This is a genomic window from Burkholderia paludis (genome assembly GCF_000732615.1).
Lineage (GTDB): Bacteria > Pseudomonadota > Gammaproteobacteria > Burkholderiales > Burkholderiaceae > Burkholderia > Burkholderia paludis.
On record NZ_JPGL01000011.1, the window covers coordinates 31585 to 57427 of the forward strand.

The 25843-nt window shown below is 67.9% G+C and carries 22 protein-coding genes; 13 read left to right on the plus strand and 9 right to left on the minus strand.

Going from position 1 to position 25843, the window contains the following annotated elements; genetic code table 11:
* Positions 1-28: 28 nt before the first annotated feature.
* Both GQ56_RS0107420 and GQ56_RS0107425 read right to left on the minus strand, forming a co-directional pair.
* Positions 29-2161 (minus strand): FUSC family protein, encoded by a 2133-nt coding sequence (locus tag GQ56_RS0107420; RefSeq protein ID WP_031398047.1) that lies wholly within the window; start codon positions 2159-2161, stop codon positions 29-31.
* A complete protein-coding gene (locus GQ56_RS0107425) occupies positions 2158-2628 on the minus strand; it encodes a MarR family winged helix-turn-helix transcriptional regulator (protein ID WP_031398048.1) in 471 nt (156 codons plus the stop codon). The genes GQ56_RS0107420 and GQ56_RS0107425 overlap by 4 nt, the downstream gene beginning before the upstream one ends.
* Before the next feature lie 309 nt (positions 2629-2937).
* Between GQ56_RS0107425 and GQ56_RS0107430 the strand changes: the two genes are divergently transcribed.
* Positions 2938-3798, plus strand: a complete 861-nt coding sequence (locus GQ56_RS0107430) for an FAS1-like dehydratase domain-containing protein (RefSeq protein ID WP_031398049.1) — start codon at positions 2938-2940, stop codon at positions 3796-3798.
* Between the two features lie 16 nt (positions 3799-3814).
* On the opposite strand, the gene GQ56_RS0107435 is transcribed toward GQ56_RS0107430, so the two are convergent.
* A complete protein-coding gene (locus GQ56_RS0107435; RefSeq protein ID WP_031398050.1) occupies positions 3815-4510 on the minus strand; it encodes a TetR/AcrR family transcriptional regulator in 696 nt (231 codons plus the stop codon).
* A gap of 542 nt (positions 4511-5052) precedes the next feature.
* Between GQ56_RS0107435 and GQ56_RS0107440 the strand changes: the two genes are divergently transcribed.
* From GQ56_RS0107440 to GQ56_RS0107460, 5 genes are all read left to right on the plus strand, one after another.
* Entirely contained in the window at positions 5053-5430 is a 378-nt protein-coding gene (locus GQ56_RS0107440; RefSeq protein WP_052007212.1) for a c-type cytochrome, read from the plus strand.
* A gap of 123 nt (positions 5431-5553) precedes the next feature.
* Complete coding sequence (locus GQ56_RS0107445; protein WP_031398052.1) at positions 5554-6303, plus strand: NAD(P)H-dependent oxidoreductase; 750 nt, start codon at positions 5554-5556, stop codon at positions 6301-6303.
* A gap of 74 nt (positions 6304-6377) precedes the next feature.
* Entirely contained in the window at positions 6378-7118 is a 741-nt protein-coding gene (locus GQ56_RS0107450; RefSeq protein ID WP_063934562.1) for a hypothetical protein, read from the plus strand.
* A 206-nt stretch (positions 7119-7324) separates the two neighbouring features.
* Positions 7325-7612, plus strand: coding sequence for a DUF1330 domain-containing protein (locus GQ56_RS0107455; RefSeq protein WP_031398054.1), 288 nt, complete (start codon positions 7325-7327; stop codon positions 7610-7612).
* A 58-nt stretch (positions 7613-7670) separates the two neighbouring features.
* Positions 7671-8126 carry a hypothetical protein gene (locus tag GQ56_RS0107460; RefSeq protein WP_152601679.1) on the plus strand — a complete coding sequence of 152 codons (456 nt, stop codon included), beginning with the start codon at positions 7671-7673 and terminating at the stop codon, positions 8124-8126.
* A gap of 159 nt (positions 8127-8285) precedes the next feature.
* On the opposite strand, the gene mchS3 is transcribed toward GQ56_RS0107460, so the two are convergent.
* Both mchS3 and GQ56_RS0107465 read right to left on the minus strand, forming a co-directional pair.
* Positions 8286-8693, minus strand: a complete 408-nt coding sequence (mchS3, locus tag GQ56_RS44065; RefSeq protein WP_152601680.1) for an MchS3 family protein — start codon at positions 8691-8693, stop codon at positions 8286-8288.
* 96 nt (positions 8694-8789) lie between these two features.
* Positions 8790-10490, minus strand: a complete 1701-nt coding sequence (locus GQ56_RS0107465; RefSeq protein WP_031398056.1) for a dihydroxyacetone kinase family protein — start codon at positions 10488-10490, stop codon at positions 8790-8792.
* 668 nt (positions 10491-11158) lie between these two features.
* On the opposite strand from GQ56_RS0107465, the gene GQ56_RS0107470 reads away from it, so the two are divergent.
* Positions 11159-12457, plus strand: coding sequence for an MFS transporter (locus tag GQ56_RS0107470; RefSeq protein ID WP_081894853.1), 1299 nt, complete (start codon positions 11159-11161; stop codon positions 12455-12457).
* Between the two features lie 120 nt (positions 12458-12577).
* Here the strand turns inward: GQ56_RS0107470 and GQ56_RS0107475 are convergent, their stop codons facing one another.
* Positions 12578-13666 carry a sigma-54 interaction domain-containing protein gene (locus GQ56_RS0107475; protein WP_031398058.1) on the minus strand — a complete coding sequence of 363 codons (1089 nt, stop codon included), beginning with the start codon at positions 13664-13666 and terminating at the stop codon, positions 12578-12580.
* Positions 13663-14895, minus strand: a complete 1233-nt coding sequence (locus tag GQ56_RS0107480) for an acyl-CoA dehydrogenase family protein (protein WP_407638582.1) — start codon at positions 14893-14895, stop codon at positions 13663-13665. Before GQ56_RS0107480 ends, GQ56_RS0107475 begins: the two co-directional genes overlap by 4 nt.
* A 481-nt stretch (positions 14896-15376) precedes the next feature.
* Here GQ56_RS0107480 and msuE point away from each other — a divergent pair, with 481 nt between their 5' ends.
* The 4 genes from msuE to GQ56_RS0107500 all read left to right on the plus strand — a co-directional run bounded on the left by msuE (position 15377) and on the right by GQ56_RS0107500 (position 20012).
* Positions 15377-15937: an FMN reductase gene (gene msuE, locus GQ56_RS0107485; RefSeq protein WP_031398060.1), complete on the plus strand. Its 561-nt coding sequence runs from the start codon at positions 15377-15379 to the stop codon at positions 15935-15937.
* Positions 15938-15972: 35 nt separating this feature from the next.
* Positions 15973-17076, plus strand: a complete 1104-nt coding sequence (gene sfnG / locus GQ56_RS0107490) for a dimethylsulfone monooxygenase SfnG (protein WP_031398061.1) — start codon at positions 15973-15975, stop codon at positions 17074-17076.
* 136 nt (positions 17077-17212) lie between these two features.
* Positions 17213-18442 carry an SfnB family sulfur acquisition oxidoreductase gene (locus tag GQ56_RS0107495; RefSeq protein WP_031398062.1) on the plus strand — a complete coding sequence of 410 codons (1230 nt, stop codon included), beginning with the start codon at positions 17213-17215 and terminating at the stop codon, positions 18440-18442.
* A gap of 121 nt (positions 18443-18563) precedes the next feature.
* Positions 18564-20012, plus strand: coding sequence for an APC family permease (locus tag GQ56_RS0107500; protein WP_052001163.1), 1449 nt, complete (start codon positions 18564-18566; stop codon positions 20010-20012).
* A 91-nt stretch (positions 20013-20103) separates the two neighbouring features.
* Here GQ56_RS0107500 and GQ56_RS0107505 read toward each other — a convergent pair whose 3' ends face one another.
* The gene (locus GQ56_RS0107505; protein WP_031398064.1) at positions 20104-20751 is read right to left on the minus strand and encodes a LysE family translocator; all 648 of its coding nucleotides are present in this window, start codon (positions 20749-20751) and stop codon (positions 20104-20106) included.
* A gap of 109 nt (positions 20752-20860) precedes the next feature.
* On the opposite strand from GQ56_RS0107505, the gene GQ56_RS0107510 reads away from it, so the two are divergent.
* Positions 20861-21712, plus strand: a complete 852-nt coding sequence (locus GQ56_RS0107510) for a LysR substrate-binding domain-containing protein (protein WP_031398065.1) — start codon at positions 20861-20863, stop codon at positions 21710-21712.
* A gap of 19 nt (positions 21713-21731) precedes the next feature.
* On the opposite strand, the gene GQ56_RS0107515 is transcribed toward GQ56_RS0107510, so the two are convergent.
* On the minus strand, positions 21732-22622 hold the full coding sequence (locus GQ56_RS0107515; RefSeq protein ID WP_031398066.1) for a LysR substrate-binding domain-containing protein: 891 nt from the start codon (positions 22620-22622) through the stop codon (positions 21732-21734).
* A gap of 153 nt (positions 22623-22775) precedes the next feature.
* On the opposite strand from GQ56_RS0107515, the gene ydiJ reads away from it, so the two are divergent.
* Positions 22776-25835, plus strand: a complete 3060-nt coding sequence (ydiJ, locus tag GQ56_RS0107520) for a D-2-hydroxyglutarate dehydrogenase YdiJ (RefSeq protein ID WP_031398067.1) — start codon at positions 22776-22778, stop codon at positions 25833-25835.
* Positions 25836-25843 lie beyond the last annotated feature (8 nt).

The following is a 25843-nucleotide window of genomic DNA, read 5'->3' on the forward strand; positions in this document are numbered from 1 at the left end:
ACTCGGAAAGACGGGGTGGGGAACAGGATCATGCGTGTGCTCCGTCCTGCGCCTGCGGCGGTTGCCCCGCAGCGGCCGGATACAGCGACAGGCGCAGGCCGACGAGCGCGTGCAGCGTGTCGCGCAGCCGGCGATGCGTCGCAGGCGTGGCCGGTGCCGCAGGCGCGGCTTCGGCTTCGGCCGGCGTGGCGCCCGGCAGGGTGCGGCCGGCTACGCGGCGCAGCGCATCGTCGATCGTCGTGAGCAGTGCCGGCGGCGCGGGCTGGCGTGCGTTCGCGGCCGCGCAGCGGGCGTAGTGATCGGTGACGCCGGCCAGCACGCGATCGATCGCATCGGGCACGTCGCCCGACAGCCGGCGGCGCGAGCGGCGCAGGTCGAGCGCATTCAGCGCGATGCGCAGGTCGCGGAAGCTTTCGATGGACGGGTGGCGGTGGTCGTCGGATGCGCCGAGGCGCGGCAGCAACTGCGTGACGCGGTCGAGCATCCGCGATGCGTGATTGCGCTGGTCGTCGAGCGGCTGCGTCGATGCCGAGCGCGCGACATCCTCCCAGCCCGAGCGCAGCAGGCGCCGCACCGCGAGTTCCGCGCCGAACGGGCGCGTCGCGCGCGTCCACACGTAGGCAAACAGCAGCCCGGCGACACCCGCGAGATTGCTGTTCAGGAACACGAAGAAATCGGCGTCGTACGCACCCTGGATGCTGATGAAGGTGGCGGTGTTCACCGCGACGAGCATCGTTACCATGTTGAACTGCGGGCGCGGCAGCAGCGTGCCGATCAGGATGAACGGGCCCGCGAACATCACGACGAGCATCGCGAAATCGTGCACGTGAGGCAGCACGACGAACAGGTACAGGCCGGCGAACACGACGCTCGCGGCGGTCGACAGGAAGAACTTGAACACCAGCGGCGCCGGCTCGTCGAGCGCGGCGAAGAAGCTGCACGACACGGCCACGAGCGTGACGGCGGCGGCGCCGTCGTGCCAGCCGGACGCGATCCACAGCCAGCTCGCGAACACGATCGCGGCGGCGACGGTCAGCGTGGAGAAGAGCATCATCCCGCGATCGAAGAAGCGCTCGGTGCCGCCGAGCCGCCAGTGCCGGTAGCGCGGTTGCCAGACGCCCGATTCGTTGCCGATCAGCGCGCGCAGCGAGCGGCAGTCCTGCCAGATGTCGATGACCTGGCGCAGCCGCCACAGCGCGTTCGACAGCAGCGCGCCGTCCCAGCTCGCGAGCGCGTGGTCGGCCGGCTGCAGCGCGGCGATGCGTTCGCGCAGGCGTTCCGCGACGGGGTCGTCGATCAGGTCGCCGTCTGCACCGGACCTGACGGCGGGAAGCGGCGCATCGAACCATGTCGCGGCGTCGGCGAGCAGCTCGTCGAGCCCGGGCGGCCGGATGTGCAGGTCGCGCATCAGCGCGATCAACGGATCGGCGAGCGACGACATCAGCGGCAGGAACAGTTGCATCCGGCCCGCGAGCGCCTGCGCGCGCGCGAGGATGCGCGGGTGCGCGTGGTCGTAGCCCAGCTGGCTCAGCAGGAATTCGAGGCCCGTGATGGTCGCCGCGAGGCGTTGCCGGCATGCGGACAGCGCCTTGCCGGCAATGTGCCCGGACAGCGTTTCGCGGCCATAGAACGCGGCGTCCTTGAACCACGCGTCGGTGCGCTCGATCAGCGTCGGCGCGAGCCGGTTCGGGAAGATCGCGCTGCCGACCACGCTCGCGCACACGATGCCGAGCACGATTTCCTCGGTGCGCGCGATCGCGACGTCGAACACGGTGCCCGGATCGGTCACCGTCGGCAGCGCGATCAGCGGCATCGTGTAGCCGGCGAGCATGAACACGTAGCTGCGCGCGGTGCGGTCGGAGATCGCGAGATACAGCAGCGTGCCGCACCAGGCGGCGACGATGATCGCGAACAGCAACGGGGTCTCGACGAACGGCGGCACGAAGAAGATCGCGGCGGCCGCGCCGAGCGCGGTGCCGAGCGCGCGATACAGCGCCTTCGAGCGCGTGGCGCCGACGAACGGGTTCGACACGATGTAGACGCTCGCCATCGCCCAGTACGGGCGCGGCAACTGGAAGTACAGGCCGAGGTACAGCGCAAGCATCGACGCGGCGAACGTCTTGCCCGAGAACAGCCAGTCGCGAAGGCTCGGATAGGTCATGACGCGGGATCGGCGGCGGGCGGTGCGGGAGGTGCCGCTTCGGCGCTGTTGAACGCGTTCAGCACGCGCAGCGTCGCTTCGAGATCGGCGCGCGTGACGCCCTTGAGGACTTGCGCGCGCAGCACGCGCAGGTCCTGCTCCATCCCGGCGGTGACCGCACGGCCGGCGGCCGTCAGCGAGATCGTCTTCGCGCGGCGGTCATGCGGATCCTCGTCGCGGCGTGCGAGGCCGGCCGCGCACAGCTGGTCGAGCAGGCGCACGAGCGACGGCCCTTCGATGCCGACGTGTTCGGCGAGCGCGCCCTGCCGCACGCCTTCGCCGAGACGGCCGGCGATCAGCAGCGGCGTCGCGCAGGCCTCGGACACGTTGTACGCGTTCAGGACGCCGTCGCTGGTGCGGCGCCACTTGCGCGCGGACAGCACGAGCAGGCTGCTGACGGCGAGGCGGAGATCGTGCAGGTTGGTCATGGGCGAGATGATAGGGGCAAAAACATTCGATAGCAAACTATCGTTTTTGTCACCCGGACGACATCTCGCACGCGGTTCGGCCGGCCGGTCTGAAGCAATTTAGGCGGCGTGCCGGGGATGGTCAAGCTGTAAGCTTGCGGCCCGGAAGAACGGGCGGCCGCCGCGCTCGAATGGTCAGATGAAAGCCGTCCGGCGGGCGCGTCGAGCGGGTCAGGCGGATGCGAAGGCCGGGTTCGGGAAAACCGGCTTCGCGAAACGGCGCGCGGCGTGCATATTGTGGCTGTCGCAAGCATCCCGGAGACGCCGCACGTGACCCCCTCATCCTCGCAGTCCGCCGCCCCGGCATCGCTCGACGCATGGCTCGGCAAGACCGAAACCTTCGCCGACGACATTACCGCGTTCCCGTTGAACGCACTGGCCGCCACGCTAGACCGCCCGTCGCCGGGCGGGATCGTGCCGCCGATGTGGCACTGGCTTTACTTCCTGCCGGTCGCGCCGCTGGCCGAACTGGGCCCCGACGGCCACCCGAAGCGCGGCGGTTTCCTGCCGCCCGTGCCGCTGCCGCGCCGCATGTGGGCCGGCGGCCGCCTGACGTTCCATGCGCCGCTGCGCACGGGGCAGCGCGCGACGCGCGAATCGACGATCGCGCACCTCGAGGACAAGACCGGCCGCAGCGGCCGGCTCGTGTTCGTGACGGTGCAGCACCGGATCGAATGCGACGGCGCGCTGTGCGTCGAGGAGGAGCACGACATCGTCTATCGCGACGCGCCGCAGCCGGGCGCCCCCGCGCCGAAGCCGGTCGCGGCGCCGGCGGGCGAGACGTGGTCGCGCACCGTCACGGCCGATGCCGTGATGCTGTTCCGCTATTCGGCGCTGACCTTCAACGGGCACCGCATCCACTACGACCGCAGTTACGTGACGCAGGAGGAGGGCTATCCGGGGCTGGTCGTGCACGGCCCGCTGATCGCGACGCTGCTCGTCGATCTCGTGCACCGCGAACGGCCCGGCGCGACACTCGCGAGCTTCGCGTTTCGCGCGGTGCGCCCGACGTTCGACGGGCAGCCGTTCACGCTGTGCGGCAAGCCGTCGGACGACGGCACGACGATCGAGCTGTGGGCGAAGGATCGCGACGGCTGGCTGACGATGCAGGCCACGGCCACGCTGGCGTAACGCGGGCGTGTGATGCTCAACCAGGCAGCGCGGCAACGGCGAGCACGGCCTTGACGACTTCGTCTTCCATGCCCTTGATATCGGACGGGAAGCGGTTGCGCTGCGGGATGAATACGCTCAGCCCTTCGATCTGCGCGGTGATCAGCGCCGATCGGCGCGCGAGGTGCAGCGGCGACAGCCCGGGGTTGATCGCCGCGACGAAGCCGGCAATCATCTGGCGCTGGAACAGGTAGGCGTCCTCCATCGCCTGCCGCGCAAACTCGTGCGCGTGCGCGAGCGCCCAGAAGTTCACGAACAGGCTTTGCGTTCTCGGCAGCTTCGCATCCTCGATCAGCAGCCGCACCACCTTTTCCAGCCGCGCCTCCGGAGACAGCGCATCGTCGGTCCGGACGCTGTCGTAAGTCTTCGAATACTCCGCGATGGATTCGGCGATGATCGCCGCGTAGAGATCCTCGCGCGCGGGAAAGTAGTGTTGCAGGTTCGACAGCGCGATGCCTGCGCCGGCCGCTACCTTGCGCATCGTCAGGCCGCCGTAGCCGTCGACGAGGAAGATCTCGATCGCGCTCTCGAGAATGCGGCCCACCGTATTGCGGCCGCGCCGGGTCAGCGTGCGCGCACCGTCGGTTGCCTTCGTATCCGACGGGGATTCCGATCGACGTGGCGACGCGGGGTCCGCGCGAATGTCGTCAGGGTTCGTCGATTTCGGTTCCATCGAAGTCTCTCCTTCACGGGCAACGCGTGCCCGGCTCATCCAGATGTCAAGCTGATTGTAGGTTAAGCGACCTATCGGCTCAAGACGAACCGGTTTCGTGCGGGCGCGCGGCGGCCAGGAGACGTTGCCTGAGTTCGTTTGCGCGTGAGCTGTGCGAGATCTTTACGCGCATCGATACCTCGTTCGAGTGCCCCGATTTCCGTCTGTTTGCCGACCGGCATGCCTGTCATGCAGCCCGTTGCGACGTCATGTCGTTTGTAGGTCAATTAACCTAATAAGAAGGTAGAATGCGATGATCGGGTGTGCCGGTCAGATTTGGCGGTAACCACCTACAGCTTGCTGCGATCCGGATCAAGAAGAAAAGGCGCTCAAAATCCCGCTAAATATGCTGAATTCGATGTGACTTTTCCACGTGACGCATTGTGCCGGCGTGCAAGGGTTTCACCCGACTTGTGGCATTGAATGGCCATGCGTATAACGCTAAATAGGTCGAATGACTCAATTTAGAGGCGAGGGAGATGGCAGGGACGCAAATTCCCGGTGTGACCCGACGAACGGCGGCCGCGCTGTCGCTCGCCATGCTGCGGGCCGTCGCCAGGGCCGAACCCGGGTGCCTGCCCGATGCCGGCCGGCGCGCGTTCGGGATCGACAGTGCGATGTGCCATGCGATCGACAAGTCGCAGGGCGCGATTGTCGGCCCGAACCTCTTCGGCGTGTTCGGGAGGCCCGTCGGCAGGCTGCCGGGCTTGACGTACAGTCGGGCGCCGGCGGCGTCGACCGGCAAGTGGGACGTGCGGGAACTCGACCTGTTCCTGAAGGCGCCGGCCGTCGCGCGGCCCGGTACGTCGATGCCGTTTGCCGGCGTCGGGAACGACACGCAGCGCGCGTCGACGATCTGCTACCAGAGGGGAATGCGCTGACGCGCGTCCCGGCTGGGCCGTCAGCCAGTGGGGCGCGGTTCTCGCGACCGACGATGGCGGCGACACCTGGGTCACGCCGCGACTCGATACGCCGTAACACGCCTTTCACCAACGAGGACATTCATGTCGTTACTCAAAGACAATACCCCGCGCCGGGTGCTGCTGGTGCACGCTCATCCGGAACCTCAATCGTTCACGTCGTCGATGTTCCATGCGGCGCGCGATGTGCTGTTGCAGGCCGGCGACGAGGTCCGGACCTCGGATCTCTATGCGCTGGACTTCAATCCGGTGGCGAGCGCGTCGGATTTTGTCGCGCGCGACAACCCGGACTACCTCGTCTATGCGAAGGAGCAGCGGTCGGCGCGCGACAAGGGCGTGCTGGCGGCCGATATCGCCGAGGAAGTCGACAAGGTGCTGTGGGCCGATCTCGTGATCCTCAACTTTCCGATCTTCTGGTTCTCGACGCCTGCCATCCTGAAGGGCTGGATCGACCGCGTCTTTCTGTCGGGCCCGTTCTACGGCGGCATGCGCTTTTACGATCGCGGCGGGCTGAAGGGCAAGCGCGCGTGGGTCACGGCAACCCTCGGCGGCCGGCCGCACATGTTCGGAAAGGATGCCGTCCATGGGGAACTCGACGCGATGCTCGCGCACCTGCTGCGCGGCACGCTCGGCTACGTCGGCTTCGACGTACTCGAGCCGTTCTTCGGCTATCACATTCCGTATCTCGACGAAGCGGCGCGCGCTGAGATTTTCGATGCGTTTCGCGATCAGGTCGCGAACTGGCGCACGCGGCCGACGCTGTCGTTCCCGTCGCTGGACGATTTCGACGAACGCCTGTATCCGCGCACGGCATCGGGCGGGGCATCGCGCTGAATCGTGCGCAAGCACTGCCGTATCGCGGTGCATGCGGACCTCGACTTTCAACGTTCCCCGTACCGGAGCACATGATGTCCAGCAAGACCCCGCTCGACTCCGCGCGTTTCGCCGGATGGAGCGCCATCGTCGGCGCGTTGCTGATCTATGTCACGGCCGGCCTGTCGACGATGGCGACAGGTCTGGATACCGAACTCGTGTTCCGCGGCGACGACATGCTGGCGCTGCCCGCCGGATCCCTCGCCGCGTTCAGGTGGGCGATGGTGACGGACGTGTTCGGGTTCTATCTTTCGTTCCTGCCGGTCGGCGCGTGGCTGTGGCACGCGTTCGATCGGGAGTCCGCCGCGCAGCGGGTGACCGGCCTGGCCGCGCTGGCGATGTTCGTGACGCTCGGCGTGTGCGGCGCGGCGTTGCAGATGGCGGCGCTCGGTCCGCTTTCCGACATGTATGTGCGCGGTACGCCCGAAGCGAGGACGGCGGCGGCGGTCTCGTGGACGACGATCGCGCACGTCGCGCAACGCGGGCTCTGGTGGTTCGAAGGGCCGGTGATGGCCTTCTGGATGGCGACGACGGGCAGCCGCCTGAAGCAGGCGGCATGGGGCGGCGGCAGTCTGCTGCAGTTCCTGGCGGTGCTGGTCGGCGCATTCTTCGTGTCGGGCCTGTTTCCGCAGCTCAACGGCGTGACGGCGGGCCTCGAAATGGCCGTGGTGGTGATCCTGCCGCTGTGGATGATCCGGTTCGGCGTCGGGGCGCTGCGCCGGGCGGACGACCGCGCCATCGTCGACGGTTTCGCGCGGAGCGGCGGCCGGCCGTGATCCGTGCGTCGCCCGCCGTTCGGCGTCGAACGGTGGGCGACGAATGGGATGCCGTTTATGGGAGACCGAGTTTCGCCATGCCGTGCGCCGGCCCGACCGGGCGGCGACCGGCACGCGTTGCGGCGAACCGCTGTAAGCTGCATATCGGCCGCACACCGCACGCCGTTCGGCCAGCCCATCCACGTACTGATTCGGGAGCCCCCATCTTGGCCACCTACATTGTATTTACGCGGGAAAGCACGCAGGACCAGCATGAACTCGACGTCTACCAGAGCAAGGTCGGCGCGACGCTCGCCGGGCATCCGGTGAAGGTGCTCGCGGCCTACGGGCCGCAGGAAACGCTCGAGGGCGAGGGCCCGGAAGGCGTCGTGATCGTCGAGTTCCCGTCGAAGGAGGCCGCGCACGCGTGGTATCACGGCCCCGACTACCAGACCGTCGTCCAGCACCGGTTCAAGGGCGCGCGCTATCGCGCCGTGCTGGTCGAAGGCGTCTGAACGCCCGGCATCGGGCGCATCCTGTGGAGCCTTGCGACGCAGGACGTCCGGCCTGCCCATGAATCCATCGACTTCCGCCACCGCAGCCGTTCGCCCGCCGATGGGCCGCGCCGCGATTGCGCTGCTCGCGATCAGCGTCGCGTTGTATCTGGTTGCCATGTTTGCGGTGCCGTTCCGTACCGGCGCGCCCGATCCGCACCCATGGGCCGCCGGCTGGCAGGTGTTGCTGACCGGCTGGATGGGCGTGCTCGGCGGCATCTACGCATGGCTCGCGAATCCGCTCGTGTTCGGCGCATGGCTGCTGACGGCGAGGCGTTACCGGACGCAGGCGGTCGTACTGGCCGTGCTCGCGTTGCTGTTCGGGCTGAGCTTCCTGTCGCAGCACCAGATTGCGGTCAACGAAGCGGGAGACGTCGAACCCGTGCATCTCGACGCGATCGGCTATTGGTGCTGGCTCGCGAGTTTTACCGCGGCCGTGGTCGGCGCGGCGCTGTTGCCGGGGCGGAAGCGGTAGCGTGCGGTGCAGCCGCATGCGCTTCCACTTGTCTCATGAACGGGGCAACGCCCGAGAGCGGCACGCGGTCGGACCGCGTGCCGGATCCGCCGGTCGATCCACTGTCGCGCCTGTTCACGTGCGCAGACGAGCCGGTCGATCATGCCGGTCCGGCAATCCTCAATTGCATCCGAATCGATCGATTCGATACAGGATGTCGGCGACTACCTCCTTGTTCAGGATGTCTCCTTTCAAGGTGGAGGCTTTGACGGACGGCTGGAAATCGCGCCTGTGTTGATTGAATGATGCCGGCGCGATTTCGCGAAGCCCGCACATCGCATACAGCTTCGCTTCAACGGTTGCGTGCCTGGATTGCAGTGTCTCGACGAAGCGGGTTTGCGCGCCCGGCGTTGCCAGTATTTCCCGATAGATTTTTTCCTCCGGGCTGACGTGGCCCGCAAACCCTGTCGCTCCCAGGGAAAAGACACCGATTTCCTGGAAGCTCGCCTTCGGATCGGCTTGAGAGGGACTGGGCGCCGCAAGAATCGGGCTTGAAAGAGCCAGCAATACGACGAGAATTTTTTTCAAGGGCGGTGTTTGTTCCGTGCGGAAATATCGGAATTTCCGGTATGCCGCCACACCTCATGCGTCGACGTGTGGCGGATCAACCGTGCGCGTGCCCGCTTACCGCACGTGCGGCAGCAACGCCCGCAACCAGTACGACACCGCCACCGCGCCGCCATCCGGCGTGCCGATCGCGCGCTCGCCGAGATAGCTCGCGCGCCCCGCGCGCGGCGTCATGCGTGCGGTTTCCTGCGCGCCGTGCTCGGCCGCTTCGACAGCAGCCGCCCAGGCGCCCGCGGGTTCGCGATCGTTGTCGAGCCCGCGTTCGAACGCCGCGACGGCCGGCACCAGCGCATCGAGCATCGTCCGGTCGCCGGCGCGCGCGCCGCCCAGTTCGCTGATCGAATCCACCGCGCCGCGGAATGCCGCGGCCCAGTCGCGCGGCGACGGTTCGGCGAGGTCGGCCAGCCGGCGCGACGCGCGCAGCAGCGCGGTCGCATAGAACGGCCCCGAACTGCCGGCGATCGCGCGGCGCAACGCGGCGCCAAGCGCCGCGAGCGCACCGGCCGGCGTGCCGTACGCGGTCTCGGGCAGTGCGAGGATCGCCTGCGCGGCGCGCAGCATGCTTGCGCCGAGATCGCCGTCGCCGGCCGCCGCATCGAGATCGGTGAGCGTCTGCTCGTGATCGATCAGGGCCTGCGCGACCGCGTGCAGCGCCGGCTGCAGGCGGGCCGCCCATGCTTGCCCGGCCGCGTCGAGAGGCGTCGGCGGCGCGTCGTGCGCCGCGGCCGCCGCCACGCGGATCTGCGTATTCACGGCGCCGCCGCCGGGCCATGCGCGCGCCTGCGTCGGCGCGTCGAGCAGCGCCGCGCGTTCGTCGTTCAGCCGCAGCACCGAGATCGAACAGCCGGGCATGTTCAGCGCCGACAGGAACGTGCCGGCCCAGGCGCGCGCGACGACGATGCCGCGCCGGCTCAGGTTGTCGTACGCCGCGCGCAGCACGATCGCGAGTTCCATGTCCGGCGTCGCGCCGAGGCCGTTGACGAACAGCGCGACACGCTCGCCGCGGTCGAGTACGAGATCGGCGGCGATGCTCGACAGCAGCGTCTCGACCAGTGCGTCGGCGGGCAGCGGCGCGCGGCGTTCGATGCCCTTCTCGCCGTGGATGCCGAGGCCCAGTTCGATCTCGTGATCGGCGAGGCTGAAGCCCGATTTGTCTGCGCCCGGGATCGTGCAGCCGTCGAGTGCGACGCCCATCGTGCCGAGCTCGGCCGCGGCGTCGCGTGCGATCGCCGCGACGCGGGAGAGCGGCAGCCCGCGCGCGGCGGCCGCGCCGGCGAGCTTGTGGATCAGCACGGTGCCGGCGATCCCGCGGCGCTGGCCGCGTTCGACGCGGCCGCGCAGCGACACGTCGTCGGCGACGATGACCGTCTCGACCGGGATGCCTTCCGCCCGCGCCAGTTCGGCAGCGAGCCCGAAATTGAGCCGGTCGCCCGTGTAGTTCTTCACGATCAGCAGCGCGCCGTTCGGGCCGGCGCTCGCGCGGATCGCGGCGAGCACGGCGTCGGTGGACGGCGACGTGAAGACTTCGCCGCAGACGGCCGCGCTCAGCATCCCCTCGCCGACATAACCGCCGTGCGCGGGCTCGTGGCCGCTGCCGCCGCCGGAGAGGATCGCGACGGAGCGCTGGGCCGGCTCGGGCAGCGGCTGTCGGACGAGCACGTGCTCGTCGCCGAGGATCGCGAGATGCGGCGACTGTCGTGCGATGCCTTCCAGCATTTCGCGAACGACATCGGACGGGCGGTTGACAAGCTTTTTCATGGCCAGGGTTCCGGACGGGTGAACAACGCTCGACCGGGCCCGCTCGGGCGCCGGACGGCGTCGTGGTTTCGGAGGTTCGTACGGGCGCCCGAGTATCGGCATGGCCGGCATCGCCGGGCGCATGCGGCCACGCGGTGGAACACGGCAGGCGACGACGGGCGCGCGCGTTGCGCCACGATACATCAGGTTCGGATGTCGCGGCATGCGGTGGGGCACGATCACGGCAGGCGGCGGCCGGCCATGGCCCGCATGGCGCTACTTCGCGCTACTTCGCCGCCGTGATCGCCTTCGCGCGAATCAGCCGTGCGGCCTGGATCCGGTTCTTTCAACCCGGAAGAAAGACTTTGATTTCCTGAAGTCTTTCCTCCGGGTAGATTGATGGGCGTTGTTGCTGCAAAGATCGGGCTTGAAGGAGCGAACAATACGGGGCGACTTCTTTCACCCGCAAAGTTTCTTCCGTGCGGAAATTCCGGACGTTCCCGGGGCCGTGGGCGAAAGTGGAATCTGTATCGACTGTCTTTCTTTTCCGAATCGACGTCTGGGCGCACATGCTGTAGACAAGCTTTCCAGACGACCGAAGCGATAGCGCGGTCAGGTAAAGTCACCGACTTCGGCAGGAAAATCCCGAGCGGCTGTATGTTGCTCGATGAACATTGCGGAAGAACAGGATGCTCAAGAATCGATCGTCGGATCAGCGGCGCGAAGTGATCGAGGTCGCGAGGTTGTTGTTCGCACATGGCGCTTCGACATTCTCTTTCCGGGCGTTTCAGCTTCTATTTGCATGGATCGTGCTTCGTGGCGATGGTGCGGCCAAATATCTTGCGGCCGTGGTCGCGGCGTCCTGGATCGTCAATCTCGTGGCCTTCCCGCTGAGCGGGATGATGATCGACCGATATGGCGGGGTGAGGGCCCTGAGATTCTCGGTAACGGCATCGTTTGTGGCCGTGCTGGTGTTTTTTGGGCAGCAGCTATCGGGTGCGTTCAATCCGGTCGTTGCGGCTAGCGTATTGATAGCGATGTCTGCTCTCGACGGAATGATGTCAATTTCCCCGAATGCAATCATTGCAAGCTTTGTTCAAGGAAAGCAGCTAACCCGCTATCTTGGATACGCCGCCAGCGTAAACTCCTTGCAGGTCATCGTTGGCGCAATCATCGGGGGCGCTTCGGTCGTCGCGATCGGAGTGACGGGGGCGCTACTTCTGATTCTCGTGCTGTTTGCCGCCTCGGTATGTGCCGTGTGGTCGATGTCGTCAAGGAATTGTGTTCGGGATCGGAATGCGTCTGCTCGAGGGGTGCTCAGGGAAACTTTCATGGGGTTTCATGCGCTACTGAAAATAGACCCGGAAAAATGGCTGTGTGTTTCGTCGGTTGTAATCAATTTCGTGCTGACGCCATTTCTGTCAATAGTGATTCCGGTGTTTATAAAGTCCATGCTGCATGCACCGGTCAGCTATCTGGCCGCGGCCGAAATTCTGTTTGGCGCCGGAATGCTGCTTGGTGCATTTTCCGCGCCGAGGTTAATTGAATACGGTATGTCCCGATTGAAGATCATAATATCGGGGAATTCGATGGTGGGAGCCGGAATGGTGATCGTGATTTTCGTGAATTCCGATGCTATCCGGGGACTCGTTGTGACGACAATCGGATTCGCGCTGAGTCTCGGCAATGTTACCTGTGGCTCGCTCAGGGGATATGCCGCCCCAAATGACATTCGGGGACGGCTGGAAGCTGCAGTCTTTGCATGCTGCGTTGCGTCGATTCCGATCGGAAGCTGGGTGTTCGGATATTTCGTTGCGACCGGCTCGATCGTCTTCCTCGGGCGTGCGATGGCGATCGCAGGAGTTGCGATCATTCTGTCTCAAATCGGCTTGTTGATATCGAGGAATACAGTGCGCATATTGACAATGCCGGAGAGTGAGCTTCGAGGGCTGTATGGTCGAATGTATCCCGATGCCTTCAAGGGTTAAAGCGTTGGTGAATTCCATGAGGTGTTGATCCGACGTGCCATCGAGGATGTCGCGACACGCAGCGTGGGCGCGACTACGGCAGGCGGCGGCCGGCCGTGGCCCGCATGGCGCGACTTCGCGCTACTTCGCCGCCGTGATCGCCTTCGCGCGAATCAGCCGTGCGCGCAGCACGTTGCGGCTGATGCCGAGCAGCCGTGCGGCCTGAATCTGGTTGCGGTGGCTGAATTCGAACGCGACACGCATCACGGTGTCCTCGATGCGCTCGAACAGGTTGCCGTGATCCTCGTCGAACAGGTCGCGCAGCGCGCGTTCGAGCGCGGCCTGCGCGCCGGCGTCCGGCTCCGGCGCGCGCACGGCGTCCGGCGGCAAGCCCGGCGACGCGATGTGCAGGTCGGAGTCCTGCAGCGCATCGTGGCGGCTCACGAGCAGCGCGTGGTGGATCACGTTCTCGAGCTCGCGGATGTTGCCGGGCCAGCCGTGCGCCTCGAGCCGGCGCTCGGCGCGCGGATCGATGCTGCGCGGGCCGTAGCCGAGGCGGCTGCGGTAGTCGTCGAAGAAGTGGCGCGCGAGCGGCAGGATGTCGCCCGGACGCTCGCGCAGCGTCGGCACCGCGAGCTGCACGACGTTGAGCCGGTAGAACAGATCGCCGCGAAACTGCCCGGTCGCGACCGCCTGCTGCAGATCCACGTTGGTCGCGGCAACCACGCGCACGTCGATCGGCACGCCGGTGCGCGAACCGAGCCGCACGACCTCGCGCTCCTGCAGCACGCGCAGCAGCTTGACCTGCATCGACAGCGGCAGGTCGCCGATCTCGTCGAGAAACAGCGTGCCGCCGTTGGCAGCCTCGAACCAGCCGGGCTTCGCGCTGAAGGCGCCGGTAAACGCCCCCTTCTCGTGGCCGAACAGCTCGCTCTCGACCAGCGTCTCGGAGAACGCGCCGCAATTCACGGCGACGAACGGCCGGTCGCTGCGGCGGCTCAGGCTGTGCACGTGTCGCGCGATCAGTTCCTTGCCGGTGCCTGTCTCGCCGACGATCAGCACGTTCGCGTCGCTCGGCGCGACCAGGCGAATCCGTTCGAGCAGCGCGACCGAACGCGGATCGACGAATACCTGCGCGCGGGCGCGGATCGACGTCGCGAGCGCCGGGCGGTCGGGCATCGTGAGGACGGGCGCCGCAGCGGGCCACGCATCGGAAGGGGAATGGTTCATGAGTAGAAGCCCGGCGTCGGACAGGTTCGCTTGAGCGCCCATTCGCCAAGCTCGCGGAGCTTGTACGCGAGCGGGTCGTGGAGCGTGTGGGTGCGCAGGTTGCGCCAGTGGCGGTCGAGCCGGAGTGCGCCGTGCGTCGCGCGCGCGCCGGCGACGTCGAACATGCGCGTGCAGAGATCGAGCCCGGTGCGCGCGGCCGACACCTTCGCCGCGGCCGTCGCGAGCGCGACCTGGCCGCGCTCCGCGTGGGTGAGCGCGGTGTCGCGCGCCCATGCGGCATCGAGGCGATCGGCCGCGCGGTCGGCGAGCACGCGTGCGGCTTCGAGCCCGATCCAGAATTCTCCGTACTGGCCGAGGATGTAGGGATCGTCGCCGGTGCTCGCGACCTGCGCGGCGGGCCACGGCCGCGCCTCGTGCAGCGTGTAGTGCCGCGCGTCGTTGAACGCGGCTTCGGCGATGCCGAGATACACGTTCGTCAGCACGAGCTGCGCGACGAGCGGGCGCAGGCAAGCGAACGGCGTCGTCAGCGGGCCGGGGTCCGTCAGCAGTTCGTGACTCTCGACGCGTACCTTCTCGAACGTGACCGTGCCGCTGTCGGTCTGGCGCTGGCCGATGTTGTTCCAGTCGTCGGCGATCGCGATGCCGCTGCGCTGGGTCGGCACGGCCGCGATCAGGAACGCGCGCGTATCGGCATCGTGCGCGGACGCGATCAGCATCTGCGAATCGAGCGCTCCCGAGCAGAAGCTCTTCTGGCCGCTGAATTCGCGCCACGCGCCGTGCGAGCGGCTGATCGTGCGCTCGTCGAGCGGGTTCAGCGCATTGCCCCAGAACCACTGCTGCCGCGCGGTGCGCTCGAACCACGATTCCCATTGCGCGGGCGCGCCGAACAGCCGCACGGTCGCAAGCATCAGGTGATGGAAGCCGAACACGTGCGCGAGCGAGCTGTCGGCGGCCGCGAGCACGCGGACCACGTCGAGCGTCGTGCGCCAGTTCGCGCCGAGGCCGCCGTAAGCGGCCGGAATGCTGAGCGCGAGCAGGCCGCTGTCGCGCAGCAGGTCGCGCTCGGCCTTCGGCGTGCCGCCCTGCTGGTCGCGTTCGGCGGCGGTGCGCGCAAAGCCGGCCGCGAGGCGCTCGGCCGTCTGCAGGGCCCCGGCGTGGTCCGGTTCGTCGCGGGAGGGCGCGACGACGCGCAGGTCGGCCGCGCGTGGCGATACGGAAATGGATGTCATGGCGATGAGTGCGTCGGGTCGCTGCGCGACAACGGCCGGGCCGCGACCGGCGTGGCTGACCGGGTGCTGCGTGATCAGCAGAGTGTTCAACGTTTTGCGTAACGCTGGAAACATCGATTTCTGATAACCAATGCCGGATTGCTGCGCTGGACGCAGCGATGCGCGCCGCGTGCCTGCCGGAATCCGCGCCGAAGCGGAAAGGCGCGTGCGGCCCGCGCCGCGCTGCTGATCACGCAGCAGCGAATCAGCATGGCTGTTTCCCCGGGTTCATCTTCATGCGGAATAAGGTTGTGACGCGGCGGCTGGCACGCATATCCGCTCGCGACGATTCGCGAAAAGGCCATGACAGGCCGGCGATCGCGACGCATTTCGTCATGCAGACGATTGCCCCGGGGCCGCCGCGGACGGAGTGGCACGCTCCTTGCTGAACCCTGGCGTGACGGGTGCAGCGGCGCCCGACTCGACAATGGGAATGCAACCGATGAGCCAGACAATCAACGTGGTCGCGATATCCGGCGGCCTGCAACGACCGTCGCGCACGCTGGCGCTGACCGAGGCGATCGTCGCTTCGCTCGGCGCCGCGCTGCCGATCGACACGCGGCTGATCGAACTCGGCGAGATCGGCGGCCGACTGGGCGGCGCGCTCACGCGCGCGCAGGCGCCGGCCGACCTCGACGAGCTGATTCGCGCGATCGAGACGGCCGATGCGCTGGTTGTCGCGAGCCCCGTGTATCGCGCGTCGTATACGGGCCTGTTCAAGCATCTGTTCGATCTCGTGCATCACGAGGCACTGGCCGATGTGCCGGTGCTGCTTGCGGCCACCGGCGGCAGCGAGCGGCATGCGCTCGTGATCGACCATCAGTTGCGTCCGCTGTTCAGCTTCTTCCAGGCCCGCACGCTGCCGATCGGCGTATATGCGTCCGAAAGCGATTTCGACCGCTACCGGATCGCGAACCCGGCGCTGCGCGCGCGTATCGCGCTGGCCGTCGAGCGCGCCGTGCCGCAACTGCGCCCGCGCGCGCTTTCCGTCGCGGCCGCCTAGGCCGTCCGCGTTTTTCTTCCGACCAGGACACACTCATGAGCCATACCGACCCTTCCGCCGACGGCGTCAAGTTCGCCTACTGGGTGCCGAACGTCAGCGGCGGCCTCGTCGTCAGCACGATCGAGCAGCGCACCGACTGGAGCCTCGAATACAACCAGCAGCTCGCGCGCACGGCCGAGGCCGCCGGCTTCGAGTACGCGCTGAGCCAGATCCGCTTCACGGCCGGCTACGGCGCCGAATACCAGCACGAGTCGGTATCGTTCAGCCAGGCGCTGCTGCACGCGACGACCCGGCTCAAGGTGCTCGCCGCGATCCTGCCGGGGCCGTGGCATCCGGCCGTGGTCGCGAAGCAGCTCGCGACGATCGACCACATCTCGAACGGGCGCATCGCGATCAACGTGGTGAGCGGCTGGTTCAAGGGCGAATTCACCGCGATCGGCGAGCCGTGGCTCGAGCATGACGAGCGCTACCGGCGCTCGAAGGAGTTCATCCAGGCGCTGAAGGGCATCTGGACGCAGGACAACTTCACGTTCAAGGGCGACTTCTACCGCTTCAACGACTACACGCTGAGCCCGAAGCCGGTGCAGAAGCCGCATCCGGAGATCTTCCAGGGCGGCAGCTCGCGCGCGGCGCGCGACAACGCGGCCAGCGTGTCGGACTGGTATTTCACGAACGGCAATACGCCGGAGAACCTGAAAGCGCAGATCGACGACATCCGCGCGAAGGCGGCCGCGAACCACCATCGCGTGCGCATCGGCGTCAACGCGTTCGTGATCGCGCGCGACACCGAGGAAGAGGCGAAGGCCGTGCTCGACGACATCATCCGGCATGCGCACGTCGAGGCCGTCCACGCATTCGGCGATGCGGTGAAGCAGGCCGGCAGCGCGTCGCCGGAAGGCGAAGGCAACTGGGCGAAATCGACGTTCGAGGATCTCGTGCAGTACAACGACGGCTTCCGTACCAACCTGATCGGCACGCCGCAGCAAATCGCCGAGCGGATCGTCGCGCTGAAGGCGATCGGCGTCGATCTCGTGCTCGCGGGCTTCTTGCATTTCATCGAGGAGGTCGAGTACTTCGGCCGGCGCGTGCTGCCGCTCGTGCGCGAACTCGAGGCAAGGCGACAGGCGCTCGCTGCGTGACGCGGGGCGGGCGAAGGGGAGATGGGCGGCACGCACCGTTCGCATCCCCGGCTTGACGTTTCGGATATCGAAACAGGAGGCCGGCGGCAGCCTGCATGGCGTCGCCGGCCGGTTCATGGGCTTCACCGGACATTTCATGGCTACGGAAATCATCGAGGAAAACACGCAATTGCAGGCGGGCGCGACGCCCGTTCCCGTCATCGGCTCCGACGCCGAGGCGCTCGACGTCGCGCACCGGGTGGCGGCGCAACTGGCGGAGCACGCCGCGTTGCGCGACCGCGAGCGGAAGCTGCCGTTCGACGAGATCGAGCTGTTCTCGTCGAGCGGCCTGTGGGGCATCACCGTGCCGCGTGAGTACGGCGGCGCGGAAGTGTCGAACGTGACGCTCGCGGAAGTGATCGCGATCGTGTCGCAGGCGGACCCGTCGCTCGGCCAGATCCCGCAGAACCACTACTGCCTGATCGAGGACATCCGCCTCGAGGGCAGCGATGCGCAGAAGCGCTTCTTCTTCGACCTCGTGCTGAAGGGCACGCGCTACGGCAATGCGTTTTCCGAAGCGGGCGGCAAGGACGTGCTCGATATCCGCACGCGCGTCCGCCGCGACGGCGATGCCTTCGTGCTGAACGGCCGCAAGTTCTATTCGACCGGCACGCTGTACGCGCACTGGATCCCGGTGCTTGCGCTCGACGAATCGGACCAGGCCGTGCTCGCGTTCGTGCGGCAGGGCGCGCCGGGGCTGACCGTGGTGGACGACTGGAGCGGCTTCGGGCAGCGCACGACCGCGAGCGGCACGGTGATCGTCGAGAACGTGCGGGTGAGCCCGTTCGAGATCTTTCACACGCAGCGTTCGTACGATCGCCCGACCTTCGCGGGCCCGTTCGCGCAGATCACGACCGCCGCGATCGACCTCGGCATCGCGCGCGCCGCGCTGCAGGACACGATCGAGTTCGTGCAGCAGCACGCGCGCCCGTGGATCGACAGCGGCGTCGCGCGCGCGAGCGACGATCCGCTGACGGTCGCGCAAATTGGCGACATCGCATATCGCGTGCACGCGGCCGAGGCGCTGCTCGCGCGAGCGGGGCGCTTCGTCGACGCGGCCAAGCGCGAGCCGGACGAAGGAACGGTCGCGCAGGCGGCGATCGCGGTGGGGGAGGCGAAGATCGCGACGACCGAGGTGTCGCTGCTCGCCGCGAGCAAGCTGTTCGAGCTCGGCGGCAGCAAGTCGACGCTGGCGAAATACAACTTCGACCGCCACTGGCGCAACGCACGCGTGCACACGCTGCACGACCCGGTGCGCTGGAAGTATCACGCGATCGGCAACTACTACCTCAACGGCGTGAAGCCCGCGCGCCATTCCTGGAACTGACCGGCGCGCCGCGCACGGTTTTCCGATACGCACGGCGGCGCGCAGGCGCACATCGGCAGCGGCGACTGGCGCCGTCGCCGATGCCGCCGCCGCGCCGTTGCATTCCTGACAAGGCAGATCGATGAGTCATCCGGCAACTTCCACGCAGGCGCTGCCTGCGCACGACGCCGCACCGCAGGCGGGCGGCCTGCGGCGCAATTACCTGAGCCTGCCCGAGCTGATCGCGCAGTCGATCGGCCTCGTCGGCGTGTCGGGCGGGATCGGCGTGCTGATTCCCGCCGTGTTCGCGACGGCTGGCAACGGCACCTGGCTCGCCTACCTGTTCGCGATCGTCGCGCTGCTGTTCTCGTCGTGGAGCATCGCGGTGTTCGCGCGCGATTCCGCGTCGCCGGGCGCGCTGTATGCGTACGTGTCGGCCGGGATCGGGCCGATCTGGGGCGCCATCTGCGGCTGGTCGCTGCTGATCGCCTATGCGGTGGCCGCCGCGGGCATCCTGCAGGGGACGATCAACACGTTTCTCGTGCTCGGCCGCGAAACGGGGCTGCTCGGCGGCGCGACGCCGGTCGGCACGGTGCTCGCCCTCACGGTCGCGACCGCGTTCGCCGCGTGGTACATCGCGTTTCGCGACATCCGGCTCTCGACGCGCTTCACGCTGTTCGTCGAGCTGGCGACGCTGCTGCTGATCGCCGTCGTCGTGATCGCGACGATCGCGTTCGGCGGGCGTCCCGTCGACCACGCGCAACTGACGCTCGAAGGCGTGAAGCCCACGCAGCTCCAGCTCGGCATGGTGCTCGCATTCTTCAGCTTCACCGGCTTCGAGAGCGCGACCGTGCTCGGCGCGGAAGCGCGCGATCCATTCCGCGCGATTCCGCGCGCGGTGCTGATCAGCGTCGTCGGGCCCGCGCTGCTGTTCGTGATCGGCGCGTACGGGATGGTGAGCGCGTTCCACGGGCAGACGCCGCCGCTCGACCGGGTCGACGGCCCGCTCGCGGTGCTCGCGCATCGGCTCGGCGCCGGCTGGGTCGGCGTGCTGATCGACGCGGGCGTCGCGTTGAGCTTCTTCGCGGCGTTCTTCTCGTCGATCAACGCGGCGGCGCGCATCGTCTATACGTTCGGACGGCAGGGCGTGCTGCACGCGTCGACCGGGCGCGCGCACGCGCGGAACGCCACGCCGCACGTCGCGGTGGCGCTGATCGCGGCGCTGGCGCTGGCGACCGCGCTGGTGTTCACCGCGCGCGGCACGGCGCTGCTCGATGCGTACGGCTATCTCAGCTCGATCGCGACGTATGGCTGGCTGCTCGCCTACGTGCTGGTGGCGATCGGCGCGCCGCTCTACCTGCGCCGCCAGCGCAGGCTGCGCGCGCGGCATGTGGCGATCAGCGCGGTCGCGGTCGTGCTGCTCGCGATTCCGCTGGCAGGCAGCGTGTACCCGGTGCCGGACGGCGTCTATGCATGGCTGCCTTACGTGTTCGTCGCGCTGCTGGCGATCGGGCTCGGCTGGTTCCTGGTGCTGCGGGTGCGGTTTCCGGAGCGGTTGCGCGAACTGGAGGCCGACCTGTTGACGAAGTGACGGCGCGCGGCCGCCGGAGGCTTGCGGGCGGCCCGCGGCGGCGCCGGCCGGCGAGGGTGCCGGTCGGCCGTTTCGACGCCGCGCGGCGGGCTCACGCGCCTGCCGCCATCCTCGACGCCTCGACTGCCATCTGCACGCCGAGCCCGCCGAGCACGAGCCCCATCGCCCAGCGCTGCGCGAGCAGCAGCGTCGGGCGTCCCTGCAGGAACGTCGCGAGGCTGCCGGAGCAGATCGCCACCAGCCCGTTCGCGCAAGCGAACGCGGCGATCAGCAGCGAGCCGAGAAACAGCGACTGACCGAGCACGCTGCCGTTCCGGTAGTCGATGAACTGCGGCAGCAACGAAATGAACAGCATCGCGAGCTTCGGGTTCAGCACGCTGGTCGTCGCCCCCATCGCCAGCAGCCGGAGCGGCCGTTCGCCGGGCAGCGCGCGGATCTCGAACGGCGAGCGCCCGCCGGGCCGGACGGCCTGCCACGCCAGATACAGCAGGTAGGCCGAACCGATCGCGGCCAGCACGCTGCCCGCATGCGGCACGCTCATGAACAGCGTCGTGATGCCGAACGCCGCGCCGAACATGTAGAACAGGTATCCGATCATCACGCCGCCGAGCGAAATGAGCCCCGCCGTGCGCCCTTGCGCGATCGAGCGCGACATCACGTAGACCATGTTCGGGCCGGGCGTGACCGCGAGCATGCCGCCAATGACGAGAAATCCGTAGATCGATCCGGACGTATGCATGGTTCCGATTCCTGCAACGAGTAAGGGCTGACGGAATGGATTGTCCGGCCGTGGAGTCGAACAGTAAAACGGGATAAACTGAATTGATTGATCAGTTTTTCTGAATCGAATGAAAAAACTCGACCTCGATGTGCTCGCGATGGTGGTGGCCGTCGCGGAATCCGGATCGTTCGCGCAGGGCGCGCAGGCCGTGCATCGCTCGCCGTCGGCGGTGAGCATGCAGATCCGGGCGCTGGAGGAGGCGCTCGGCAAGCCGCTGTTCATCCGCGACACGCGCAACGTGACGGCGACCGACGACGGCCGGACGCTCGCCGAATACGGCCGCCGGATGCTGGCGATGCGCGACGAGGCGTGGGCGTCGGTGGTGCGCCCGGAGATCCGCGGGCGCGTGACGATCGGCGTGCCCGACGACTACATTTCCTCGCTGCTGCCGCAGGTGCTCGGCAAATTCGCCGCGATGCATCCGCGTGTGGAAGTGCGCGTGATCGGCCAGCCGAGCAGCGCGCTCGTGCCGATGCTGAAGGACAACACGGTCGACCTCGCGTGCCTCACGCGGATCAAGGGCGTGACCGGCGAGCTGATCCGGCTCGAGCCGCTCGTCTGGGTCGGCTCGCCGAAACGCAACGTGTGGGAGGAGCGGCCGCTGCCGGTAGCCTTTTTCACGCACGGCGGCAGCATGGCGCGCGATCACGCGGTCAAGGCGCTGAACCGGCACAACATCCCGTTCCGCATGTCGTACGAAAGCCCGAGCCACCTCGGGCTGCTCAGCATGGTGGAGGCCGGGCTGGCGGTCGCGCCGCTGGCGCGCTGCTGCATTCCCGATCATCTCGTGCAGTTGTCTGAAAGCCACGGGCTGCCGCCGCTGGGCGAACTCGAAGTCGTGCTTGCGCGCAGCGCGCAGTCCGCGCGCCCGCCGTGCGACTACCTCGCCGAGCAGATCCTGGGCGAATGGCGGACCTGACCGGCCCGGCGGCGGCGTATCAGCAGGATTCCAGCAGCCATTCGCGGAACGCGACGAGCGACGGCAGCGTTTCGTTCTCCGGCGGGTAGACGAGGTAATAGCTGCGCCGGCTGACGATCGCGTCGCCGATCGATACCAGCTCGCGGCGGCTCAGTTCGTCCTCCACCAGCACCTTCGGCACCAGCCCGATCCCGATCCCGGCGCGTACGGCCTGGATCAGGTGCGACGTCAGCTCGAAACTCGGGCCGATGCGCATCTGGCGATGGTCGAGCCGGTAGTGCGTGAACCATTCCGCCCACGCCTGCTGGTTGCTCGTCACGCCGAGCAGCGTCTGCTTCGCGGCCCACGCGGGCGTGTGGGCGTCGGCCTTGCGGCGGCTGCCGGCGTCGGGCGGCGCGATCGCGATCAGGAATTCGTTGTACAGCCGATGCGCGTGGAGGCCCGGCCAGTCGTCCGCGCCGACGGTGATGGCCGCGTCGAGCTCGTCGTTGAGGAAATCGATGCCGCCGATGCGCGAATGCAGGTGCACGGTCACGCCCGGATGCGCGGCGTAGAACCCGTGCAGGTGCGGCAGCAGCCATTTCGAGCCGAAGGTGGGCAGCGTCGCGAGCCGCAGCGTGCCGGCGCCGGCCTGGTGCGACATCGCCTGCAGCGTCGCGCCGCGGATGCGCCCGAGCGCGCCGCTCAACTCCGCGAAGTAGCGGCGCCCGACTTCCGTCAGCTTCACGGAGCGGCCCTCGCGCCGGAACAGCGGCACGCCGAGCTGATCCTCGAGCGTCTGGACCTGCCGGCTGATCGCGCTCTGGCTCAGCGACAGCTCCTCGGCGGCGCGCGTATAGCTTTCGTGCCGCGCCGCCGCCTCGAACACGAGCAGCAGCGACATCGACGGGGTGAGACGACGGTAATTCATGAGTTTTATGCAATATTCGCCGGGTGAGAATTCGTTTGTTCCTCGCGGAGATTCCAAAGATACTGGAATTCCCGGTCGCGTGGAAACTTGCTCAAAACTCATGTTTCGGTACGCGCGAATCCGCCGGCTCCACCCCTAATGCGCGTCCCTCCCATGTCGATCGCCCCGTTGCCCCGCCCCGCCAGCCCGCCCGCGAATGCTTACCGTGAGTTTCTCGCCGCGCTGCGGGCCGCCGGATTCGCCGGGGAAATTCGGACGGACCATGCGAACCGGACGGTGCAGGCCACCGACAATTCGATCTACCAGCGCCTGCCGCAAGCGGTGCTCTGCCCCGCGCATGCGGACGACGTCCGGCTGCTGGCGCGGCTGCTCGCCGAGCCCGCGCATCGCGACGTCGCGGTGGCGCCGCGCGGCGGCGGCACGGGCACCAACGGGCAGTCGCTGACCGACGGCGTGATCGTCGACCTGTCGCGCAACATGAACCGGATCCTCGAAATCGACGTCGAAGGCCGCTGGGTGCGCGTGCAGGCGGGCGTCGTCAAGGATCAGCTCAACGCGGCGCTGAAGCCGCACGGGCTGTTCTTCGCGCCGGAACTGTCGACGTCGAACCGCGCGACCGTCGGCGGGATGATCAACACCGACGCGAGCGGGCAGGGCAGCTGCACGTACGGCAAGACGCGCGATCATGTGCTCGAACTCGATTTCGTGCTGATGGGCGGCGAGCATCTGCACAGCGATGCGCTCGACGACGAGGAACTGGCGCGCCGCTGCGCGCGGCAGGATCGCGTCGGCAAGGTGTATCGCACCGCGCGGCGCATCAGCGACGACAAGGCGGCGCTGATCGACGCGAAGTTTCCGAAGCTCAACCGCTGCCTGACCGGCTACGACCTCGCGCACCTGCGCGAAGCCGACGGCCGCTTCAACCTGAACAGCGTGCTGTGCGGCGCGGAAGGCTCGCTCGGCTTCGTCGTCGAGGCAAAGCTCAACGTGCTGCCGATCCCGAAGTACTCGGTGCTGGTGAACGTGCGCTACGCGGGGTTCATGGACGCGCTGCGCGACGCGCGCGCGCTGCTCGAACACCGGCCGCTGTCGATCGAGACGGTCGATTCGAAGGTGCTGATGCTCGCGATGAAGGATTTCGTGTGGAGCGGCGTGGCCGAGTATTTTCCGCAGGACGACCGGCGGCCGACGCTCGGCATCAACCTGATCGAATTCAGCGGCGACGACGAACACGAAGTCGATGCGCGCGTCGGCGCGTTCGTCGCGCATCTGCGCACTGATACGAGCGTGGAGCGCCTCGGTCATACGCTCGCGGCCGGCGACGATGCTGTGAAGCGCGTCTATGCGATGCGCAAGCGCGCGGTCGGCCTGCTCGGCAACGTGCAGGGCGAGGCGCGCCCGCAGCCGTTCGTCGAGGACACCGCGGTGCCGCCCGAGAATCTCGCCGCGTACATCGCGGAATTCCGCGCGCTGCTCGACGGCCACGGGCTGCAGTACGGGATGTTCGGGCACGTCGATGCCGGCGTGCTGCACGTGCGCCCGGCGCTCGACATGAAGGACCCGAAGCAGGCGGCGCTGGTGCGGCCCGTGTCGGACGCGGTGGCGGCGCTCACGCAGCGGCACGGTGGTTTGCTGTGGGGCGAGCACGGCAAGGGCGTGCGCTCCGAATACGCGCCGGCGTTCTTCGGCGAGCTGTATCCGTCGCTGCAGCAGCTGAAGGCCGCGTTCGATCCGCACAACCAGTTCAACCCGGGCAAGATCGCGACGCCGCCCGACCCCGCGATGCGGCTGCTGAAGATCGACGAGGTGCCGACGCGCGGCGATCATGACCGGCAGATCGACGAGCGCGTGTGGCAAAGCTATGGCACCGCGATGCACTGCAACGGCAACGGCGCGTGCTACAACTTCGATCCGGACGACGCGATGTGTCCGTCGTGGAAGGCGACCCGCGAGCGCGTGCACTCGCCGAAGGGGCGTGCGTCGCTGATGCGCGAATGGTTGCGCCTGCAGGGGCAGGCCGGCGTCGACGTCGTCGCGGCGGCGCGCGCGCGCCAGCCGTTCCTGAGCGGCCTTGCCCGGCGCTGGCGCAACAGCCGCGCGGCGCGCGGCGGCGCAGCCGACTTCTCGCACGAGGTGTACGACGCGATGGCCGGCTGCCTCGCATGCAAGTCGTGCGCGGGGCAGTGCCCGGTGAAGGTGAACGTCCCGGAGTTCCGCTCGCGGTTTCTCGAGCTGTATCACCAGCGTTACCTGCGGCCGCTGCGCGACTACCTGATCGGCTCGCTCGAATTCACGATGCCGTGGATGGCGCGGGTGCCCGCGCTGTACAACGGGCTGATGCGTGCGGGATGGGTGCGCACGCTGCTGGAGCGGCACGTCGGCATGGTCGACAGCCCGCTCCTGAGCCGCTTCGATCTCGCAGCGGTGATCCACCGGTGGGGCGTGAAGTCGGCCGATCCGCACGCGCTTGCCGCGCTGGACGATGCGCAGCGCGCGCGCAGCGTCGTCATCGTGCAGGACACGTTCACGCGCTATTTCGACACCGAGCAGCTGGCGACGCTGATCGAGCTGGCCGCGCGCACGGGTTTCCAGGTGTGGCTCGCGCCGCTCGCGCCGAACGGCAAGGCGCTGCACGTGCAGGGCTTCCTGCGGGCGTTCGAACGGGCGGCGATCCGCAATGCCGCCCAGCTGGCCGCGCTGGCGCGCTCGGGCGTTGCGCTGGTCGGGCTCGATCCGGCGATGACGCTCACGTACCGGCAGGAATACCTGAAGGTGACGGGGCTTTCCGAGGCGCCGAAGGTCGCGCTGCCGCAGGAATGGCTGCTGGAGGCGCTGCCGGAGGCCGGGGCGGGCGGCGGCGTGCCGCGTGCGGCCGGTTCGTACCGGCTGCTGCCGCACTGTACCGAGAAGACCAATGCGCCGGACAGCGGCAAGCAATGGGTGCAGGTGTTCGCGCGACGCGGGCTGCGTTTGCAGGTTCAGGCGACCGGGTGCTGCGGGATGTCGGGCACCTACGGGCACGAGGCGCGCAATCTCGCGACGTCGAAGACGATCTATGCGCAGTCGTGGGCGGCGCACGTCGACGGGCCGGACGCGGAAGGCGAGGCGCTGGCGACCGGGTATTCGTGCCGCAGCCAGGTGAAGCGCCTGTCGTCGACGCGGGTGCGCCATCCGTTGCAGGCGCTGCTCGACCACGTTCGCGCGGCGGGGTGACGATCGGG

Coding starts and splice junctions, on each gene's coding strand:
- GQ56_RS0107425 (WP_031398048.1), bottom strand. CDS start 2,628: ATGACCAACCTGCACGATCTCCGCCTCGCCGTCAGCAGCCTGCTCGTG.
- sfnG (WP_031398061.1), top strand. CDS start 15,973: ATGAGCCATACCGACCCTTCCGCCGACGGCGTCAAGTTCGCCTACTGG.
- GQ56_RS0107465 (WP_031398056.1), bottom strand. CDS start 10,490: ATGAAAAAGCTTGTCAACCGCCCGTCCGATGTCGTTCGCGAAATGCTG.
- GQ56_RS0107515 (WP_031398066.1), bottom strand. CDS start 22,622: ATGAATTACCGTCGTCTCACCCCGTCGATGTCGCTGCTGCTCGTGTTC.
- GQ56_RS0107495 (WP_031398062.1), top strand. CDS start 17,213: ATGGCTACGGAAATCATCGAGGAAAACACGCAATTGCAGGCGGGCGCG.
- GQ56_RS0107445 (WP_031398052.1), top strand. CDS start 5,554: ATGTCGTTACTCAAAGACAATACCCCGCGCCGGGTGCTGCTGGTGCAC.
- GQ56_RS0107435 (WP_031398050.1), bottom strand. CDS start 4,510: ATGGAACCGAAATCGACGAACCCTGACGACATTCGCGCGGACCCCGCG.
- ydiJ (WP_031398067.1), top strand. CDS start 22,776: ATGTCGATCGCCCCGTTGCCCCGCCCCGCCAGCCCGCCCGCGAATGCT.
- GQ56_RS0107450 (WP_063934562.1), top strand. CDS start 6,378: ATGTCCAGCAAGACCCCGCTCGACTCCGCGCGTTTCGCCGGATGGAGC.
- GQ56_RS0107510 (WP_031398065.1), top strand. CDS start 20,861: ATGAAAAAACTCGACCTCGATGTGCTCGCGATGGTGGTGGCCGTCGCG.
- GQ56_RS0107460 (WP_152601679.1), top strand. CDS start 7,671: ATGAATCCATCGACTTCCGCCACCGCAGCCGTTCGCCCGCCGATGGGC.
- GQ56_RS0107480 (WP_407638582.1), bottom strand. CDS start 14,895: ATGACATCCATTTCCGTATCGCCACGCGCGGCCGACCTGCGCGTCGTC.
- GQ56_RS0107500 (WP_052001163.1), top strand. CDS start 18,564: ATGAGTCATCCGGCAACTTCCACGCAGGCGCTGCCTGCGCACGACGCC.
- GQ56_RS0107505 (WP_031398064.1), bottom strand. CDS start 20,751: ATGCATACGTCCGGATCGATCTACGGATTTCTCGTCATTGGCGGCATG.
- GQ56_RS0107470 (WP_081894853.1), top strand. CDS start 11,159: ATGCTCAAGAATCGATCGTCGGATCAGCGGCGCGAAGTGATCGAGGTC.
- GQ56_RS0107475 (WP_031398058.1), bottom strand. CDS start 13,666: ATGAACCATTCCCCTTCCGATGCGTGGCCCGCTGCGGCGCCCGTCCTC.
- GQ56_RS0107420 (WP_031398047.1), bottom strand. CDS start 2,161: ATGACCTATCCGAGCCTTCGCGACTGGCTGTTCTCGGGCAAGACGTTC.
- msuE (WP_031398060.1), top strand. CDS start 15,377: ATGAGCCAGACAATCAACGTGGTCGCGATATCCGGCGGCCTGCAACGA.